General features: G+C 73.5%; 14 protein-coding genes. All 14 read right to left on the bottom strand.

The features are described 5' to 3' along the window. Nucleotides 1–114: 114 nt before the first annotated feature. The 14 genes from WC326_04925 to WC326_04860 are packed head-to-tail and all read right to left on the bottom strand — an operon-like array spanning nt 115 to nt 18582. Nucleotides 115–483 carry a hypothetical protein gene (locus tag WC326_04925; protein MFA7330400.1) on the bottom strand — a complete coding sequence of 123 codons (369 nt, stop codon included), beginning with the start codon at nt 481–483 and terminating at the stop codon, nt 115–117. Beyond that, nucleotides 480–1082: a hypothetical protein gene (locus WC326_04920; GenBank protein ID MFA7330399.1), complete on the bottom strand. Its 603-nt coding sequence runs from the start codon at nt 1080–1082 to the stop codon at nt 480–482. Before WC326_04920 ends, WC326_04925 begins: the two co-directional genes overlap by 4 nt. Next, a complete protein-coding gene (locus WC326_04915; protein ID MFA7330398.1) occupies nt 1067–2806 on the bottom strand; it encodes a glycosyltransferase in 1740 nt (579 codons plus the stop codon). The genes WC326_04920 and WC326_04915 overlap by 16 nt, the downstream gene beginning before the upstream one ends. Continuing rightward, nucleotides 2803–4506, bottom strand: a complete 1704-nt coding sequence (locus tag WC326_04910) for a glycosyltransferase family 9 protein (GenBank protein MFA7330397.1) — start codon at nt 4504–4506, stop codon at nt 2803–2805. The genes WC326_04915 and WC326_04910 overlap by 4 nt, the downstream gene beginning before the upstream one ends. Continuing rightward, complete coding sequence (locus tag WC326_04905; GenBank protein ID MFA7330396.1) at nt 4499–6280, bottom strand: glycosyltransferase; 1782 nt, start codon at nt 6278–6280, stop codon at nt 4499–4501. The genes WC326_04910 and WC326_04905 overlap by 8 nt, the downstream gene beginning before the upstream one ends. Next, nucleotides 6277–7503 (bottom strand): 6-hydroxymethylpterin diphosphokinase MptE-like protein, encoded by a 1227-nt coding sequence (locus tag WC326_04900; protein MFA7330395.1) that lies wholly within the window; start codon nt 7501–7503, stop codon nt 6277–6279. The genes WC326_04905 and WC326_04900 overlap by 4 nt, the downstream gene beginning before the upstream one ends. Then, a complete protein-coding gene (locus WC326_04895) occupies nt 7500–8801 on the bottom strand; it encodes a glycosyltransferase family 9 protein (GenBank protein MFA7330394.1) in 1302 nt (433 codons plus the stop codon). The genes WC326_04900 and WC326_04895 overlap by 4 nt, the downstream gene beginning before the upstream one ends. After that, complete coding sequence (locus WC326_04890) at nt 8798–12430, bottom strand: glycosyltransferase (protein MFA7330393.1); 3633 nt, start codon at nt 12428–12430, stop codon at nt 8798–8800. Before WC326_04890 ends, WC326_04895 begins: the two co-directional genes overlap by 4 nt. Continuing rightward, nucleotides 12427–13590, bottom strand: a complete 1164-nt coding sequence (locus tag WC326_04885; GenBank protein ID MFA7330392.1) for an aminotransferase class I/II-fold pyridoxal phosphate-dependent enzyme — start codon at nt 13588–13590, stop codon at nt 12427–12429. The genes WC326_04890 and WC326_04885 overlap by 4 nt, the downstream gene beginning before the upstream one ends. Next, a complete protein-coding gene (locus tag WC326_04880; protein ID MFA7330391.1) occupies nt 13587–14723 on the bottom strand; it encodes a nucleotidyltransferase family protein in 1137 nt (378 codons plus the stop codon). The genes WC326_04885 and WC326_04880 overlap by 4 nt, the downstream gene beginning before the upstream one ends. Then, entirely contained in the window at nt 14720–15862 is a 1143-nt protein-coding gene (gene neuC / locus WC326_04875) for a UDP-N-acetylglucosamine 2-epimerase (protein ID MFA7330390.1), read from the bottom strand. Before neuC ends, WC326_04880 begins: the two co-directional genes overlap by 4 nt. Then, entirely contained in the window at nt 15859–16902 is a 1044-nt protein-coding gene (locus WC326_04870; protein MFA7330389.1) for an N-acetylneuraminate synthase family protein, read from the bottom strand. The genes neuC and WC326_04870 overlap by 4 nt, the downstream gene beginning before the upstream one ends. After that, nucleotides 16899–17579 carry an acylneuraminate cytidylyltransferase family protein gene (locus WC326_04865; protein MFA7330388.1) on the bottom strand — a complete coding sequence of 227 codons (681 nt, stop codon included), beginning with the start codon at nt 17577–17579 and terminating at the stop codon, nt 16899–16901. Before WC326_04865 ends, WC326_04870 begins: the two co-directional genes overlap by 4 nt. Continuing rightward, a complete protein-coding gene (locus tag WC326_04860; GenBank protein MFA7330387.1) occupies nt 17569–18582 on the bottom strand; it encodes a formyltransferase family protein in 1014 nt (337 codons plus the stop codon). The genes WC326_04865 and WC326_04860 overlap by 11 nt, the downstream gene beginning before the upstream one ends. Between the last annotated feature and the right edge of the window lies 1 nt (nt 18583).

The raw sequence follows: 18583 nt of genomic DNA, 5'->3' as shown, positions 1-18583 counted from the left end.
CGGGCATGAAAAAGCCGCGCACCGCGCGGCGACCGCTGATCAATATAGAGAAAGGCCTCAGTTGAGCTTTGCCGGGCCGGGCGGGTCCAGGCGGACCGGCGCGGCCCCGGGCGCTCAGCTGCGGGTGTCGACGAAGCGCGGGGGCCGGGGCTCCGACTTGCCCAGCTCCTCGCCGTAGCCCTTCAGGGCGTGGCGCGTGCGGTCCAGGTCGGCCATTTCCTTGCGCCGGCGCTCCAGGTCGTGCAGCACGCGCCGCTGCAGCTCCTCCTCGAGGATCTGCAGCCGCAGCGCCGCCTCGGCCTCGGGTCGCTCGAACTTGCCCCCGGCCTGCAGGCGGGGCAGCAGCAGCTCGCGGCGCTCCAGCAGCGTGGACAGCGTCCCGGGATCCAGTTCGGAGCCGTGGGGATGGGCCGTGAGGAACTCCCGCACCAGTCCGAGCCACTCCTCCAGGGCGGCCAGGCGGTCCGGGTCCACGGCGCTCACGCCAGCTCCTCCAGCAGGGCGGCGGCCGTCTCCTCCCAGCGCGACAACTGGTCCATCACGTCGTACTCCAGCAGGTCGGCCAGCAGGATCCAGTCCCGCCCCTCCTGGGCGACGATGATCTCGTCCAGCAGGCGGGGGATCTCGGCCTGGAAGCCCTCCACCAGGGCGCTGGAGGCCAGCTCCTGGTTGAGCAGCAGGCGCTGGATCTGCCCGATGCCGAGGAAGAGCAGGCGCAGGCCCTCCACCACGCGGATCAGCGCGTCGATGGCCTGGGCGTCCTCGCCCAGCCGGAAGCGGTCGGCGCAGGCGGACAGCTCCGTGCGCAGCAGGGGCAGCCACTCCAGGCTGACCTTGAGCGAGCCCGCCAGCAGCTGGCCGGGGGACTGGATCAGCAGGGCCAGCTCCTGCACGCCTGCGCGCTGGCCCCATTCGGAGCGGTCCGCGCCGGTGACGTCCGTGCCGTCCACCTGCACGCCCACCACCAGCTGGCCGGCGCGGAAGAACTCGGTGCCAAGGATTTCCAGCAGGTCGCCGGGCAGCCGTCCGGCATGGCGGGTCTCCAGATCCTCCCGCCGGGTTCCGTTCACCAGGATGTGCATTCCCGCTCCTTTTCCGCCGCCGGGCGGAGGCTGTGCCCAGGCCGTTCGCGGCCCAGGATCGTTCCCATGCAATCCAACAGGCTGCGCAGCCGGTGGGTGTAGAGGTGCTGCCCGCGGATGCGCGCCCGGGCCCGTTCCACCAATTGCCGGCGGGCCGGCTCGTCGCGCGCCAGCTCCAGGCCCAGTTCCAGCGCCTCGGCGGGCTCGTGGTAGACCAGCACCTCGCGGCCGGGCTCGAACAGCTCGTCCAGGTCCCGGCGCCAGTCCGTCAGCACGGCGCTGCCCGCCAGGGGTGCGTCGAAGAGCCGCTGGTTGACCGTGCCCGGCATCTGGCGGCTGGTGGTGTTGAGGCTGACCCGGACCGTGCTGTAGTGGTCTGCCAGCTCACGGTAATAATCCAGGGGCGGCGCGACCCGGCTCGCGGGCAGCAGGGCGCGCCAGCCCGCATCGCCGTGCAGGCAGAAATCCTGATCCAGGAAGCGGCGCGCCAGCCGCTGACGGTCGTCGCGGGTGGCCCGCAGCACCACCAGGCTGGCCAGCCGGCGCCGGGCCGCGGAATCGGCCCAGGCAGCTAAACCGGGATAGCCCCCGCCCTCCAGCCGGCCGCGCAGTTCGTCGTCGGGCAGCGCGGCGCTGGAGAAGTCCACGGCCTGCTCCAGCAGGGAATCCAGCTCCCCCTCCAGGCGGGCCGGACAGTCCAGGCGCTCGCGCCACTTGCGCAGGGCGCTCTGGTTGCTCCCGCAGACCAGGCTGAAGTCCCGGCGCGGCGTACCCGCCCGGGCGAAACCTGGACTGCCGGCCAGCGGCAGGTGCCAAGCCCGCGCGCGCCCAAGCTGCGCCAGACGCGGCAACCAGGCCCGCTCCCAGCAGAACAGGAAGCTCTCCTCGCCCAGCGCGCAGGGGGCGTCCTCGAGGATGTACTCCGGGCTGTCCACGTACCAGACCGCCAGCGGCACGTCCAGGCTGGCCAGCAGGTCCTGGATGCGGCCTTCGCGGTCCAGGCCCAGGTGGTTGACCGTGAGCAGCAGGTCTGGCCGGTGGGCCAGCACGGCCTGCAGCAGGCGGTCGGCGTAGTCCACGTCGGCCTCCGTGCCCGGACGCGCGCCGGGCGGGGCCGCGGCCCGGCCCTGGCGCAGCGGCACCAGCACCACGCGCGTGCCCAGCTCCTCCAGGGCCTCGCGGATCTCCCGCAACAGGAAGTAGCCCGAGTCGGGCATGAGCACGGTGCGGGGCGGCCAGCTGCGGGCGGCGCGGCCGCTGTCCGCCCCCACCCGCGACGGCAGCCGGCCCGGCGGCAGGAACTGGCCGAGGCCCGTCAGCCAGTCCGGAAAGAAGCGTCCGTAGGCCGGGTTGTGGACCACCAACAGGTCCGGCCAACCCAGGGCCAGCTGGCGCCGGGTGACCTCGGCCACCAGCTCGGGCGCCGAGCCGCGCAGGACCTGGGCGCCACAATCCCCGGCCAGGCCCGCCGGACTCTCCGGCGGCTCCAGCAGCAGCACGCCCGCCAGGGGCCCGGCCGCCGGGACACGGGCCAGCCAGCCCAGTCCGCCGCCCGCCGCCACCACCAGGCAGCGGCCGTCCGCCGCCAGCCGCTCCAGCTGGCCCTGGGCCTCGCGGCGGGGATCCACGGCGCTGTGCACCCAGCACTCGCCCGCCGGGCCCACGAGGCGCAGGCTGGGCTCGCCGGAGCGGGCCGGGGCTGCCACGAAGGCCGGCGGATTCATGCGGCGGCCTCCCGGTTGCGGGATTCCAGCACAGCCTGTGTCTCACAGACCAGTGCCGCCAACCGGCGGCCACGCTCCAACAGGCGCCCGTAGGTCTCCTCGGTGGCCCGCCCCAGGTCGTCCAGGGACTGCCAGGCGTCCAACTGCTCCTTCTCGAAGCGGAACAGCACGCCCAGCGGACGCAGCAGCGGGCGGCTGAGTTCGTGGGTGAAGAGCTGGTCGTCCACCCGGGGCAGCGCGGCGACAATCTCCTCCAGCCGCTGGGTGCTGGGTGCCGGGCCGTCCAGCTCGCGGCGCGCGTCGCGGGCCAGCTCCAGCCCGCCGGCGGCCAGTTCCAGCAAGTGGTCCAGATCCTGCCGCAGCTCGGCCAGTTCCCGCGGGAAGCCGGCGGCCGGCAATTCCCAGTCGCGCAGCCACGGCTCCAGCTCGGCGGTAAAAGGGAGGGCGACGGGCGCGCCCGCGCCCAGCAATTCGGTCCACAATCGCCGGTAGCAGCGGGCCACCAGTTCGGCCACACCCGCCCGGCGCGTGCTCAGCAGGCGCAGGTCCTGCAGGCCCTGGGCGTCCCGGCGAGTCTCCCAGACCAGGGTCTCCGGGCCGTCGGCCCACTGCCTCGGCGGCGCGGGCGCCAGGCCCCGGGCGTGCAGCAGGCTCAAGGCGGCGTCGCGCACGGTGGTCGCGGGGATCCGCTCCCGGCACATGACGTGCGGGCACAGCACCTGGTGGCTGCAGGGCGCGCACTCCATGTCCACCTGGAGCACGAGACAGCCGGGCAGCCAGGGGCCGGTCTCCCAGGGCAGGGCGGTGGCGATGAACAGGCTGACGCTGGGCAGACCGGCAGCGGCGGCCACGTGCAGCGTGCCCGTGTCGTTGGTGATCAGCAGGTCGGCGCGGCCGCAGAGCGCGCCCAGCTCCGCCAGGCTGGTCTGCCCGGCCAGCACGCGCAGGGGCAACTGCGGCACCCGGGCGGCCAGCTCCAGGCCGAGCGCGCGCTCGGAGCCGGAGCCCACCACCAGGAAGGATGCACCGCAGGCGGCGTGCAGGGACTGCATCACCTCCGCCAGGCGCTCGGGCGGCCAGCGGCGGTTCTCCTTGCTGGCGCCGGGCTGGATCAGCACCAGGGGCCGGCACTCCAAGCCCGCCAGCAGCTCGCCCGCACGGGAATGGGCCGCCGGGCCCAGGTGCAGAGCCAGCCGCTCGCCCTCGTGCGGCCCCAGTCCGCCCGCCAGCCGGTACATGTCCACCAGGTTGAAGTGGTTGACCGCTCGATTGCCCGTGACACAAAAGAAGTAGCGCGCCCAGTCGTGCTCGACCTTGATGCGCCCGTCGGGGTGGATGGTGATGCCGCGGGTCTCGCCGCGGGAGAGGAAGTCCGCCAGCACGGCGCTGTCCCGGCTGTGGGTGACGTTGATGACCAGGTCCCAGCCGGCGCCGCGCAGTTCGCGCAGGCGCGCCAGAAACCAGGCGGACTTCTCGGCCAGGCCGCGCCCGGGTTCGAGCAGGAGGCCCACCGCCAGGTCCTGATCCAATTCAAGGCACTCGTCCACGCCGGGCAGCAGGCGCGCCGCCCCCGCGAAGGTCTTCAACGTAAGCAGGCCCAGCCAGGCCTGGGGATGGCGCGCGCGCAGCCCGAGGATCAGCGGCCCGGTCTGGATGATGTCGCCCATCCGGGTCAGGTTGAGCACCAGGATCCTATCCATGACGGACCTGCTCCAGCATCCGCTCCACGCCGCGGTCGCGGGCCCAGTCGCGCAGCTCCTGCATGTATAGCAGGGCGGCGCCGGTCTCGTCCAGCGGAGCCTGCCGACCGCGCAGCCAGTCCGCCACGGCGTCCAAGTCCCGCGGCAGCTCCGCCGGCAGGGCCTCGAGCCAGGCGGCCAGCTCGTGGTCCGCGCCCGGATCTTCCAGCGATTGGCGCCGGGCGGCGGCGGGGAAGATCTCGCCCTGGAGCAACAGCAGCTCCAGCAGTTCGGCCATCCGCCGCTGGTAGGTGTGGCGGGCCAGCACGGTGCGGCGGCCGGTCTCGGCGATGGCGCGGCGCTCCTCCTCGTGTTGGGAATAGTGCCGGATGAGTTGGCGCAACTCGGCGACGGATTCGTAACACAGCAGATCGCGGCCGGGCTCCAGCAGTCCCGGCAACAGGCTGCGCCGGTCCACCAATTGAAAGCCGCCGCAGGCCAGGATCTCGAAGGTGCGCGGGTTGACGAAGTCGCCCTGGGGGTGGATCCCCGCGTGGTAGCTGGAGGAGTGCAGGTTCAGGTTGATCCGGCTGTTGGAGAAGATCCGGCGGTTGAGCTCCGGCGTGGTGCGGCGGCCGCCGTCCTGCAGCAGGGGCCGCAGGGGTCCGTGGGCGCGCCAGTCCGAGCCCCAGATGCGCAGCGGCAGGTCCAGCAGCTCCAGAAACAGCCGCTCGCGGTTGAAGTAGCCGGCCCCGACGAAGCTCAGCTCCGGCGGAGCGCCCTCCAGCCAGGGTTCGGGGTGGCAGAGCGCGGGATCCGCGCAGGTGGGCAGGTAGGCCACGGGCGCTGAGGAGAGCGCGGCCAGTTCCTGGTGAAAGCGGCCCCGCTGGATCGTGAGAAAGAGGTCGAAGGCGCCGTGCAGGCCCTTCCAGTAATCCAGGGTCTCGAAGTCCTCCACGAACCAGAAGGCGCTGCGCACTCCCGCCTCGCGCAGGGCGGTGGCGCACTCAGGCGTGAAGGGGCTCTGGGCCAGGCCCAGCACGAGATCCGGCCGGAAGGCCCGCGCCTCCACCAGCAGCATGCGGCCCAGCATGCGCGTGAAGTCGCCGGCCAGCGCGCCCGAGCCAGGATGGCGGTCGGCGAAGTCGTGCAGGGACTGGCGGGCCGATGCCATGGCCGAGAAGTCCACGCTGCGCACCTCGTGCCCCAGTTCGCGCAGGGCGGCGGCGGCGCTGCGGGCCATGGGCAGCGAGCCGCCGTAGATGGGCTCCACCACCAGGATGCGCAAGCGCCACGCGGCGGAGCGCAGGTGGCCCAGCGCGACGCGGCGCACGGCGCAGGCCTCGGGAAAACTCCGCTTCCAGAACGGTGTCTCCAGCACAAGGTCGGCGGGCTCGGCCAGGCTGGCGCAAGCCTCCAGCTCGGCGAACTCCACCCGCGGATCCGCCAGCGCCTCCGGCCGGTCCCAGTGCTCCAGCGCGAAGCGCAGCAGCGCCAGTTCGTCCGTGTGCAGCCAGAGGGCCCGCACGCCACGCTGCAGCAGGGCCTCCACCTCCCAGCCCGTGCCGTGGCCGATGACGTGCACGCGGCGGTCGGCGCCGTCGGCCAGCACCGACTGGGCCCAGCGTTCGGCCTCCCGGCGGGGATCCACCGGTGAGACCAGGCTCTGCCCGTGGACCACGAGGCGGCGCCGGCCGCCCTGCTGCAGGCACTGCCCGCCCTCGTCGGGCCGGATGGCGGCCAGGGAATCCGCCAGCCAGGGCCAGCGGGCACGGACGATCTCCAGCGCGTTCATTCGTTCTCCTCCCGCGGCAGCCAGTCCGGGGCGTGAGACAGGCCCCGCACCTGCCGGCCCGCCCGACGCAACTCGCGCACCCATTCCCCCATTCGACGCCGGGCAAATCCAAAGTCCGGCCGCGGCGTGTCCGCCGGGCGCCGCACGCCAGCCACGTGACCCCGGCCATCCGCAGCCAGGTCCACGCCGCTCAGCAGCAGCGGACCGGCGCTCAGCCAGGCGGCCAGAGCCAGGGCCGGACCGGCCACCGTCCCGCAGCCGGCCCGCAGGGTTCCCGGTCGCCGCCCGTGCCACTCCTGCTCGAAGAGCCCGGGACCCTCGGGCAGGGCCAGCCACAGGGGACCGGGCCAGCCCCGCACCAGCGCGGGGCAGGTGCCGGGAAACACGGCCAGCGGCACATGGGACCAGGCGGCGCCCCGCGGCAAGTCCGCGCCCAGCAGCGGGCTGGGATCCGTGGCCACGGCGGCGTCGGGCAGCAGTCCCCGCCCTTCCAGCACCGGCAGCGCCGTGTTCACGGCCAGCAGCCGCACGCCTTCCGCCCGGCACTCCGCCAGGCGCTGCAGGTCGTCCCCCAGACTCGGTCCAGCCCCCAGGACCACCACCGGATCCGCCCCCCAGCCGCCGCGCTGCTCCGCCACGTCGGCGGCCTGCAGCAGACGGGCGTGATTCAGCCCGGCGTTCTCGCGCAGCAGCTCCTCCTGGGCACGGGCGCTGGCCCGGCGGCAGAGCAGATCCTCCACCAGTCCGGCGGCGCCGGGAGTCCCGGTCCGCCAGAGGTCCGCGCAGGCGGCGCGCACCAGCACGGGCCGTTCCGCGTGTTCGTTCTCCAGCAGCGCGGCCAGACCGGCGCAGAGCTCCCCATCGGACGGGGCCAGCAGCAGGCTGCAGCGGGAGTCAGCTGGCAGATCCCGGCCCAACCGGCGCCAGCGCTCCAGGGTGGTGGCCAGGGAGCGCAGGTCCGCCTCCACCACCAGGATCTGGCCGCTTCCGTCCCGCAGCAGCAGATCCAGTTCGTGCCCGGCGCCCAGCCCCAGCAGCAGCACGCTGGGCGAATCCAACAAATCAGCCACACGCAGCCGGGCCTCGCGCAGGGGCGCCCGGGCCGAGCAGCCCAGCCGGCCGTCGGGCAGCCGGAAACTCCAGTCCCCGTCGGGCGCGGCCTCCAGCGGATAGGCCGGCTGAGCGCCGCAACGCCGGGCGGCCTCGGACCAGGCGAGCTTCACGCCGACTCCCCCTGCCGAGAGTCGCCCTGCAGCCAGTGCCACTGACCGGCCAGGTCGCGAGGCGGATGGAACCACTCCCGATCGCGCCAGGCGGCGGGCGTCAGGCCGGCCTGGCGGGCCCAGTCCCGTCCGTGTGACAGCGCCAGATCCCGAGGCAGGGCCGCGGAGCCCAGCCCGCGCAATAGGAAGAGCTGGCGCTCGCGCTCGGCCGTCGACGCCGGATCCTCCACCCCCTGGGCCGGAACTAGCCGGACGCCGCCGGCATCCGCGCGGCAAATCCAGTGCGAGCATTCTTCGCCATTCAGGTCGGGGATCCCTCCCACGCCCACCAATGCCGCGCCCAGGCGGGCCACCTCGTCGGGACGGATGCGGCTGCGGCAGAAGTAGTCCGCGCAGCTGGGCTGCCCCTCCACGCAGGGCGCGCAGTCCGCCCGGATCTGCAGCACGTGCGCGCCATCCAGCCAGGGCGCCGTCTCACGGGCCGAGGCCGAGCCATGGTAGAGCCCGATGAGCGGCCGGCGCAGGTGGGCCGCCAGGTGCAGCACGCCCGTGTCCTGGGCCAGCACCAGGGCGGCGTCGTCCAGCAGATCCTGGAGTTCGTCCAGATCCAGGCTGCCGCTGACGTTGAGCACGCGGTCCGGCCGCTGGATCTGCCGCTCCAGCTCGGCGCAGTCCGTCTGCTCCAGCAGCCCGCCGGTGAGCAGCAATCGACGGTGGGGAATCCGCTCCAGCAGCTCCCGGGCCAACCGGGTCCAGAACTCCGCGGACAGGCGCCGCGCGGGACTCCCGCTGCCCGCGTGCATGACCAGATCGCCCGGACCGGGTTCGGCGGCGCGGGGGGCGGGGGTCGCCACGCCGGGCAAGCAGGCCAGCATGGCCTCTGCCAGCTGCAGGCGGTTCTCCCGCCGGTGTTCCACGGCCAGCCGCAGCCAGCTCGGGTAGGGGTCGCCGGGCACGCCCGCCCCCAGCTTCCGGCGGGCGGGCAGCAGGCGCGTCAGGGCCGTGGCCGCCGGATCCTCGTTCAGGCAGATCTGCAGATCCACGGGCGCGTCCAACCCCTCGTCTCCGCCCAGGGCGTCGCGCAGGCGATGCAGAAAGAGCGCGGGCCGCCGGGCCGCCCGGGCCAGACTCCAGGGTTCCACGATCCGCAAACGGTCGGCCTCCCGCCGCAGGCGCTGGCCCGGATCAAAGGCCAGCACCAGCTCCACCTCGCCCCGTTCGCGCAGCGCCCGGCAGAGCGGCAGGCTCTGCAGCAGGTCGCCCAGCCGGGCGAGCTGGATGATCCGGCAGCGTGTCACGGCTCCACCTGCAAACCCAGTTCCTGCTGCCGCCGCGCCAGTTCGCCGTGCTGGCGCTCCAGCTCCCGGGCCTGACGCGGGGTGGGGCGCAGGCCGGTGGCCCAGTTCTTCGCCGCCGCGAGGTTGCCCACGCGCAGTTCCAGCTCCAGCAGCGCGCGCCGCAACTCGCCGGTGCGGGCGGCGGGACCGGCGTCCTGCAGGGCGCGCGCGAGCAGCTCCCGGGCCTGTTCCACGCGCCCCAGCTGCAGCAGGTCCTCGGCCTGGCGGCGCAGCTCGGGCGCCCGCGCCGTCACGGGCGGCGGGAGGCGCTTCAGGCTGAGGCTGCCGGGGCTGCGCTGGGCGCGCCAACCCTCGGGGCCCAGCACCTCATCCTCGTCGTGCGGCAGCCGTCCGGCCCACTTCTCCTGAAGGACCAGCCAGCTGTGGCCCACCCGCTCGTTGCGCCCGGCGCTGCGGCCCTCGTGGTGCAACACCACGCCGTCGGGCTGGTAGACGCAGTCCAGCCCCAGCGCGCGCACGCGCAGGCAGAGATCCACGTCCTCGTAACAGTTGATGAAGTTCTCGTCCAGGCCGCCCAGCGCCTGCCAGGTCGCGCGCCGCAGGCCCAGGCAGGCGCCCGTGAGCGCCCAGAGGTTGCGGCGCTTCATCACTTCCGGCGCCTCCGCCGGGAAGCCGCGGAACACGTGCCAGGGCAGGTGGTCGGGGCCGAAGACCAGCCCCGCGTGCTGAATGGTCCGGTCCGGGTAGAGCAGGCGCAGGCCCACGGCGCCGGTGGCCGGGTTGGCCAACTCCTGGCGCAGGGCCGCGTCCCAACCCGGCAGGACTTCCGTGTCGTTGTTGAGCAGGACCAGCCACTCGCCCCGCGCCACGGCGGCCGCCTGGTTGGTGGCCCGGGCGAAACCCAGGTTGCGCTCGTTGCGCAGGTGGACGTGCGGCGTCACGGCCAGAAACTCCGCCGTGCCGTCGCTGGAGGCGTTGTCCACGACGATGATCTCCAGCGGTCCGCCGCTGTGGCGCTCCAGGGCCGTGAGACAAGCCCGGGTCAGCTCGAGCTGGTTGAAGACGGGGATCAGCACGGAGAGCAGGCCGGGCGTGCCCGGACCCTGGGGAATGGGCGGGGCGCCGAACCAGCCCGCGTCCGAGTGCAGACGGAACAGGGTCTCCAGCAGACGGTCCTGCTCGCGGTCCAGTTGGCCGGCCAGGTCGCCGGCGCGCTCCGCCCCCGGCAGGATGCGCAGGGGCGCGAGGTCCAGCTTGGCCAGTTCGCCCAGTGCCGCCTCCAGCTGGCGCATGGAGAGGCGGTCGGGGGGATCCGTGGGCGGCTGGCCGCAGATGGCCGCGTATTCGCGCGGCCGCCGGGCCTGGAAGACGCGGGCGCAGGCCCCGGCCTTGCGCTGGCGGCGGGCGAACCCGGCGTAATCCGTGGGGTGGTCGTGCCGGAGCCGCTGCGCGGCGTCGTGGACCAGGATCAGCCCGCGCTCCATGGCCCGCACGCCGAACTCCACGTCCTCCCAGGCCGCGTGGGGGAAGTCCTCGGCGAACTCGAGGCCGCTGGCCAGCAGAAAGGCGGGAGTCAGGGCCACGGCGCAGGTGTAGAAAAACTGCGCGGGCAGCCAGGCCCGGGCGGGCAGGGACTGGAACCCGAACTGCATGCCGTTGCGCTCCACCAGGCGCATCACGCGTGTGACACCGCGGCTGTCGTCCCACTCCACGCGCCCCAGGATGGCCACGCGCGGATCGGACCAGGCCACGTGTTCGGCGGCCAGGCGGGCCAGGTAGCCCGGTTCGGGCCGCATGTCATCGCCCGTGATCAGGATGCGGTCCACGGCCGCCCCGCTGTGGAGCAACTGCCGCAGCCCGGCGTTGCGTGCTTTGGCCGGTCCGCCGTTGACCTCCAGCCGCAGAATTTCGAGCTGGGCCCGCGACCCGGATTCCGCGGCCTCCGCCTGCAAGGCCTGGATGACGGGCTCCAGCGGCGGGGTGCTGCCGTCGTCCACCACCAGGATGCGCAGCAGCGCGGCGGGATCCTCCTGCGCCAGCCAGGCCCGCAGGCAGCTCCGCAGCGAGTCGGGCCGCTGGTGGGCCGGGATCAGCACGGCCAGCCGGACGGGATCCGCCACCAGCCGGCTGCCGAAGTGGAAGGGCAGGGGACAGAGCTGCGGCTGCTCGAGCAATTCGCGCAGGCTGCAAGGCCGGGCCACCGCGCCGACCAGGTAGTCCACCAGGCGGGCCAGCAGCGCGTCCGCCCGCAGGGTAGCGGCCGTGACCGGAGCGGCCACCCGCTGGGGCCGGCCGTACTCCACCTCGTCCACCCAGGGAAAGGGCGTGGGGCCATCCAGGAAGAGGCGCCCGGCGTGGGCGCGGGCCCGCTGGCCCCAGTCCGCGGGACACGGGGCGCCCAGGGCCTGGTCCAGCCGGCGCGTCAGGTCCGGCGCGTCGGCCGCGTCCAGCGTGAAGCCCCGGCCGGCGTAGTGCACGCGCCCGCAGGTGATCACGGGCTTGCCCAAGCCGGCCATCTCCAGCCCGGCGGAGGTCACGTAGACCAGGCCCGCCGTGGCCGCGGCCATCAACTCGTAGCTCGACTCCGGATCGTCCGCACCCACCACGCGCAGGTTGGGGGGCGGCGCCTGCTCCGCCAGCCAGTCCTCCGTCCGGTCCAGGGTTGGATCGAACTGCAGGCGGGCCTCGCCGGGATGGACGCGCAGCACGAAGTCCGTCTCCGGCCGGCGGCGCGCCTCGTCCAGCACGGCGCCCAGCCAGTTCAGGTAGCCGCCGAAGCCGTCGCCCCGGGAGCAGACGGCGGAATCCCAGCAGACATTGGTGAGCACCAGCACCAGCGGCCGCTCGCGCTGCGCGGCGGCGCCGGACTCCGCGCCCGTGCCGAAGCGCGTGGAGGCGTCGCGGTTGAGCGCCCGGCCCTGCAGGTAACGCCCGGCCAGCGGATCCGGCTCCGCGTGGAAGGGCACGGACTCGTCCAGCTCCAGGTAGCAGGCGGGCTGACCGTCGGAGAACGCGAAGGTGTTGCGGGCATGGCCGCGCTCGTAGTTCACCACGCGCAGGCCGGCGCTCCGCGCCAGCTCCGCGATCACGCGCTCCGAGAGGAAGAGCCCGTTGAGCAGGAGCAGCATGTCGATGCGCTCGCGGCGCAGCAGCTCCGGCAGCAGGGCGTCCAGGCGCAGGGCCTGGGCCGCGTGCTCGCGCAGCACGTCCAGCGGAATCCGGCTCTCCAACTCGCGGCCGGAGCGGGCCCAGCGGCGCAGGGAGGGTCCCGCCAGCTCGCGCAGGGTGTGTCCGGCCACCGGCAGTTCCAGCAGCTGCCGGTGATCCAGGCTGGCCAGCAGGCGGTCGAGTTCGCGCTGCAGAGTCTCGTCGGAGGGAACCGGCAGCTCCGGGAATCCCGCCCGCTGGTGGACCCCGCCCTGGCGCGTGTGACAACCCGCGCAGAAGGCCGCGTGGCTGCCGGCGACCTCGCGCACGGCGCGGTCCACGCACTCGCAGGCACTCATCCCCGCGCGCGAGCAGCCCAGGAACAGCACCTCGTGGCCGGCGGCGCGCAGCGCCTCGCCCAGGAAGTGCTCCACCTCGTGGTGGTAGGGCCAGGCCTTGAGCCCGGGGATCAGGATTCTCATGACGCCGCCTCCACCGGCAGCGGGGCCGCCAGGTGGGAGGCCAGGGCGTCCAGCACGGCCGCGCGGCCGGCTGCGTCCAGCTGGGACGAGGAAGGCAGGGCCAGGCAGTTCTCGTAGGACTGGCGGGCCGTGCGGCATTCCATCCGCGCATAGGCCGAGTAGAGCGGCCAGCAGTCGAAGGGCCGGAACACCCGGCGGACCTGCACGCCCCGGGCGGCCAGATCCGCCACCAGCCCCTCCATTTCACGGCGGCCAAGGCCCTGCGCGATATTCAGCCACCAGCTGGGGTCGTCCCCCGCCTGCCCCTCCAGCAGGCCCAGACCCAGCGAGGCCAGACCCGCGCGATAGGCCTCGTGCTGCGCGCGGCGGCCGGCCAGCAACTCGTCCAGGCGTTCCAGCTGGGCCAGACCCAGCGCGGCCTGCAGGCTGCTGAGCCGGAAGTTGAAGCCGTAGTCGTCCGGGTCCGGCTGACCGGGACGGCGCGCCTGGTTGGCCCAGTAGGCTGCCCGGGCCGTCACGCCCTCGTCCGCCGAGAGCACCATGCCGCCGCCGCCGGCCGTGATGGTCTTGTTCCCGTTGAAGGAGAGGATCGAGGCGTGTCCGAAGGTCCCCGTCAGTCGTCCGCGCGCCCTGGCCCCCAGGGCCTCGGCGTTGTCCTCGAGCAGCGTCAGCCCAAACTCGAGGGCGAGCTGGGCGAGGTCATGGATGCGGCAGGGCAGGCCGTAAAGATGCACGGGGAGCAGTCCAAAGACCCGCCGGCCGCTGCGGCGCTCGAACACGGCGCCCTGCCGGCGCAGGGTCTCGCGCTCCAGCCAGTTCTTGACGGCCTCGGGACTCAGGCCCAGCGAGTCCTCCTCCACGTCCAGGATGACGGGCTCGGCGCCCAGGTGGATGATCGGGTTCACGGTGGCCGCGAAACTGAGGGCGGGCACGATCACCAGCTCGCCGGGGCGCAGGCCAAGTGCGATGAGCGCCAGCTGGAGGGCCGCCGTACCGCTGGAGCAGGCTGCCGCGTGCATGTGCGGCCCGTGCAGGGCGGCCACGGCGGACTCAAAGCGTCCCGTCCACGGACCCTCCGCGGACACCCATCCCTCGGCCAGACACTCCTGGACCCGGGCGGCCTCGCGGGGTCCCAGGCTGGGTTCGCTGAGCGGAATCATGTCAGGCACTCCTCGACGGTTTCGCGCGTTTCCCGCGACAGGTGCCCCAGCCAGCCCCCGCCGCCGTCCGTTCCGAGCCGCTGGGCCAGCCGGTTGGCCCGCTCGTAGTCGGCCATCCGGCCGATGTCCAGCCAGAACTCGCGCAGCGGATAACTGCGCACCCGGCGCCGCTCGCCGATACCCCAGCGAATCAGGTCGGTCATGTCAAAGGACTCGTCGGCGGGCACCAGAGCGCGCAGGCGCGGCCCCACCACGTAGATGCCCGCGTTCACCAGCAGGCTGCGGCGCGGCTTCTCCTCGATGGCCTGGACCCACTCGCCCTCCACCCGCACCACGCCGTACTCCACCTGCTCCACCATCTCGCGCACGGCCACGGTCATGTCCGCACCGCTGGCCACATGGCTCTCCAGCAGGACCGAGAAATCCACGGTGGTGAGGATATCCCCGTTCATGACCAGCAATTCGCCGCCGACGTCCTCCGGCAGCCGGGCCAGCGCACCCGCGGTGCCCTGGGGAGTCTCCTCGCGCAGGTAGCGGATGGAGGCCCCGAACTGGCGCCCGTCCTGCAGCTGGTCCTCGATCATCTGTGAGTGGTAGCCCGTGGAGACCAGCACCTGGCTGAAGCCGCACTCCACCAGACGCTCGATGACGTGCTCCAGGATGGGCCGGCCGGCCACGGGCAGCAGGGGCTTGGGGCGGGAGAGCGTGAGCGGGCGCAGTCGCGTGCCCTGCCCGCCCGCCATGATCAGGGCCGGACGCCCGCTGACCGGCGCCTCCAGCAGCTCGGCGGCCAGGGCCAGCCAGAGCAGGCGGTTGTCCGCGTCGACGATGGGGATCTGCGAGATGGAGCGGGCGCGCATCAGGTGCCGGAGCTGGTTGCGGCTGAAGTCCGGCGTGGCCGTGACGGGACGGCGCTGCATGGCTTCGCCCACCGGCGTCTGGCGCAGGTCCGTTCCCCGCAGCACCTGGCGGCGGATGTCGCCGTCGGTGAGCATGCCCAGCAGCCGCTGGCGCGCGTCGATGACGCAGACCGCGCCGCAGCGGTTGCGGTCGATGCGGGCCACGGCCTCCTGCAGCGGCAGGGCGATCTCCACCACCTGGTCGGGGTGGAACACGCGGCTGGGCGGCTTCACGCGGGACTCCGAGCCAGGATGTGGCGCTTGGGCAGCAGGCTGCGGCACTCCAGCCCGGCCAGGTCGCCCACCACGCGCTCGGCGGCGTGCCCGTCGCCGAAGGGGCAGGCCAGCCCGCGCACTTGCGCGCGGTAGTCCGCGTCGTCCAGCGCCCGGTGGATGGCCGCCTGCAGGCCCTCGGCCTCCGCCTCCACGAACTGGACGTTGCCCGCGTGGCTGCGCCCGCGCTGCCGGGCTCCCACGTTCACGGCGGGAATGCCCAGGAAGGGCGTCTCCAGCAGTCCGGCGGACGAGTTGCCGAGCATCAGGTTGCAGCGCTTGAGCAGCGCCACCCAGGCCTCCTGCTCCAGATTGCGGACCCGGATCACCTGGTCCGCCTCCTCCCAGACCCGCAGCGGCCCGGAGGAGCCGGGATCGCTGTTGGGAGTGTTGACCACCACCTGGGCGTCCACCCGGCGGCAGACCGCGAGGATCAGCTCCAGCTCCGCGGCCGCGGCCTGGGGATTGGGCCCCACGGGATGCTGGCAGACCAGGATCAGCGGCCGGGCGGGCACGATGCCGAAACTCTCCAGCAGACGCTCCGCCGGCCAGGCGGGCAGCCGCCGAATGCGGTCCAGGGCGGGATTGCCGCAGACGTGGATCCGGCCCGGATCCTCACCCAGCCGCAACAGCACGTCCCGGCTGCCCTCCGAGGCGACGAAATGCAGATGGGCGAGTTTGCTGACGGCGTGTCTCACGCTGTCGTCCACGGTGGCGTGCCCCAGGTCGCCGCCGAAGATGTGGGCCACCGGAATCCAGCTGTAGGAAGCCGCGGTGGCCGCCAGCAGCGCGTCCTCGCGGTCCCCCAGCACGAGCACCAGATCCGGGCGCTCCTCCGCCAGATCCTGGGCCAGCGCGATGAGCTCCAGGCCCATGCTCTTCAACCGGGCCTCCGGGCTGTCCCAATCGATGAGCGTGGGCCGCAGCAGCGTGCGGCTGAACCCGTGGATGCGCGCGCCCGTGCCGCCCCAGGCCTTGGCCAGATGCGCACAGGTCACCACCAGCGTCAGCTCCAGGCCCGGATGCGCCTCGATCTGCCGCAGCACGGGCTCCAGCAGATCGTAGTCCGAGCGGCTACCGGTCACGGCCAGCACTTTCATGTCGCCTCCAGCCAGTCCAGGGGATGCAGCAGGCGGCCCGCCTCCAGGTCCCGGGCGGCCCGGCGTCCGACGAAGTGCGGCAGCCACCACGGCGGCAGGCCGTCGGCGGGCCGCAGACAGCGCACGTCCTCCCGCGTCAGGATCTCGCCCGCCGCCAGGGGGCGCGCCAGCAGCAGCGACTTGCGCGCGGCCCGGCGCACATCCTCCTCGCAGGGCATGGTGCGCTTGATCCCGTCGCCCAGCAGCGCGCGCACGGCCGCCAGTTCGGCCAGCCAGTCCCGCAGGCCCCGCTCGTCGCTGGAGCAGGCGTGGTCGGGACCGGGGGCGGAGCGATCCAGCGTGACGTGCCGCTCGAGGATCTCGGCGCCCAGGGCGACGGCCAGAGGCGCGGCGCGCGTGCCCGTGGTGTGGTCGCTGAAACCGATGACGCAGCCGAGTTCGCGCAAGTGCGGCAACACGGCCAGGTTGCAGGAATCCTCCGGCGCCGGATAGGCGGAGACGCAGTGCAGCAGGGCCAGCCGCTCGTGGGCGCCGTCAAACCAGCGGACCACGCGGGCGGCCTCCGCCAGGCTGCACATCCCGGTGGAGACCAGCACGGGCCGGCCGCAGTCCCGCGCCGCTTCGAGCAGGGGCTGGTTGTCCGCGTCGCCGGAGCCCAGCTTGACGAAGTCGGGTTCCAGGCCGATGATCTCCTGCAGGGAGATCTCGTCGAAGGGTGTGACACCGAAGGCCAGACCGCTCCGGCGGGCCAGTCGGGCACAGGCCTCCAGTGAGTCCAGGTCGATCTCCAGGCCCTTGAGCAGGGCGAACTGCCCGCCCGGATCCGCTCCCAGATTGCGGGCCTGGTAGGCGGCCAGCGGCGTGTTGCGGCGCACCAAACGCTCCGCCCGGAAGGCCTGGAACTTGACAGCCTGCACGCCGCAGCGGGCGGCCACCTCCACCAACTCCAGGGCCTCGTCCAGCCGGCCGTTGTGATTCACGCCGATCTCGGCGATCACCCAGGGGCGGCCGGCACCCAGCAGTCCGCGCACGTCGCTCATGCCGCCTCCGACGCGGGGTTGCGGCCGTTGGCCACGCCCATGGCCTGCAGCCAGTCCAGGGGCGTGTCGATGTCCACGGACTCCCAGTCCTCCATCAGCAGCGCCAGGGGCTCGGCGGGCAGCAGGCAGCCGTCCGCCCGGAAGCGCTCCACGCGCGTGAGGTAGATGGCGCCGTTGAGCCGCCACGCGGGCGCGGGTTCCGGACAGCTCCAGGCCCGGGCCCGGCCGTCCCGCAGCTCGCGGCACCACTCCAGTGGCTTGCCCACGGGGCCCAGCGAGACCACGTCGCCGCCCCGCTCTTCGGCCAGCCCGCAGGCCTCGCGGATCCGCTCCGCGCCGCGGAAGGGCGAGGTGGGCTGCAGCAGCATGACCCAGTCCGGCAGCTCCAGTCCGGCGGAGGGCAGCCACTCCAGGTAGTGCGCCAGCACGTCGGCGCTGCGGCTGACGTCGGTGGCCAGGCGGGCCGGACGCAGGGGGAAGGGATCCAGGCCCAGCTCCAGCCCGCGCTCCCGCAGGGCGGGGTCGTCGGTGGAGAGCGTGATCCGCCGAAAAATCCCGGCCGCCCGGGCCGCCAGCAGCGTCCAGTCCAGCAGGGGCCGGCCGCCCAGCGGCAGCAGGTGTTTGCCCGGCAGGCGCCGGGAGCCCGCCCGCGCGGGGATCAGCGCGTCAACCCGCATGCGCGACTCCTTCCAGAGCGGCCAGGCGTTCCTCGAGCCGGCCCACCCGCCGTCGCAGCGATTCCAGTTCGGCCAGGGTCCCGTTGCCGAAGCGGTCGGAGAGGTGGAACTCCTGCTGCGGGACCCGTTCGCCCTCGGGGGTCCAGAGCTCGCCCAGCCAGAGCGCGCCGTCGCCGGTCTTCACCAGCAGGCCGCGCACGGGGTCCCGGCCGATCACCGCGCCGGGCACGCCGGCGACACCCGCCGGAAAGTCAGGGCAGGCCGCCGCACGCCGCACGCGCAGCTCGCGCTCTCCCAGCCGCGTGGCGGCCAGGCAGTTGGGCGGCGCCAGGGCACGAATCAGCCTCAGCAGGTCGGCGGAGTCCCGATTCCAGTCCAGCCACTCGTCGCCGGCCCGGCGGCGGGGATAGTAGACCGGCTGCGCGGCCGCATCCCCGGGGAGCGCGCGCTCCCCCGCCAGGGCGGCCAGCGCCTGGTCCAGCACGGCGGGCACGGCAGCGCAGACCCGCTCCAGAGCCTGGCCGTACTCGTCATCCTCCCCCAGCGCGACGTGTGACACGCCCAGCACGGGACCGCGATCGATGCCGCGGGTCACGCGCATCACCGTCAACTCCAGCTCGCGGACCCCTTCCAGCAGCTGCCAGCAGAGCACGGCGCGGCCCCGCTGGCGGTCCGGATGGCCGGCGTGCAGGTTGAGCACGGGCGGGTGGGGTGGGCTGAGCAGCGGGCGCTGGAAGATCTGGTCGTAGGAGACGGAGAGGAGCAGGTCGGGAGCCAGGGAGCGGATCCACTCCCGTGCGTCGGGGGCATTCACGTCGGCCAGCCGGACCAGCGGAAGACCGGCCTCCCGGGCGGCCCGGGCCAGGCTGTCATCCGTCGGGCAGCTCCGCTCCACCACGGCCGGCAGCACGTGGCGGACGGCCAGATGGCGCAGCGCGGCCGCCGCCCAGAGACCGTCGCCCAGCAGCAGAAGCCGCCGGCGTGGGTCGTCCGCTGGAGACATG

It is taken from the genome of Candidatus Delongbacteria bacterium, from assembly GCA_041675285.1.
GTDB lineage: Bacteria > CAIWAD01 > CAIWAD01 > CAIWAD01 > CAIWAD01 > CAIWAD01.
The sequence above is the reverse complement of the archived record's forward strand: the minus strand, read 5'-3'. Positions and strand labels throughout refer to the sequence as shown.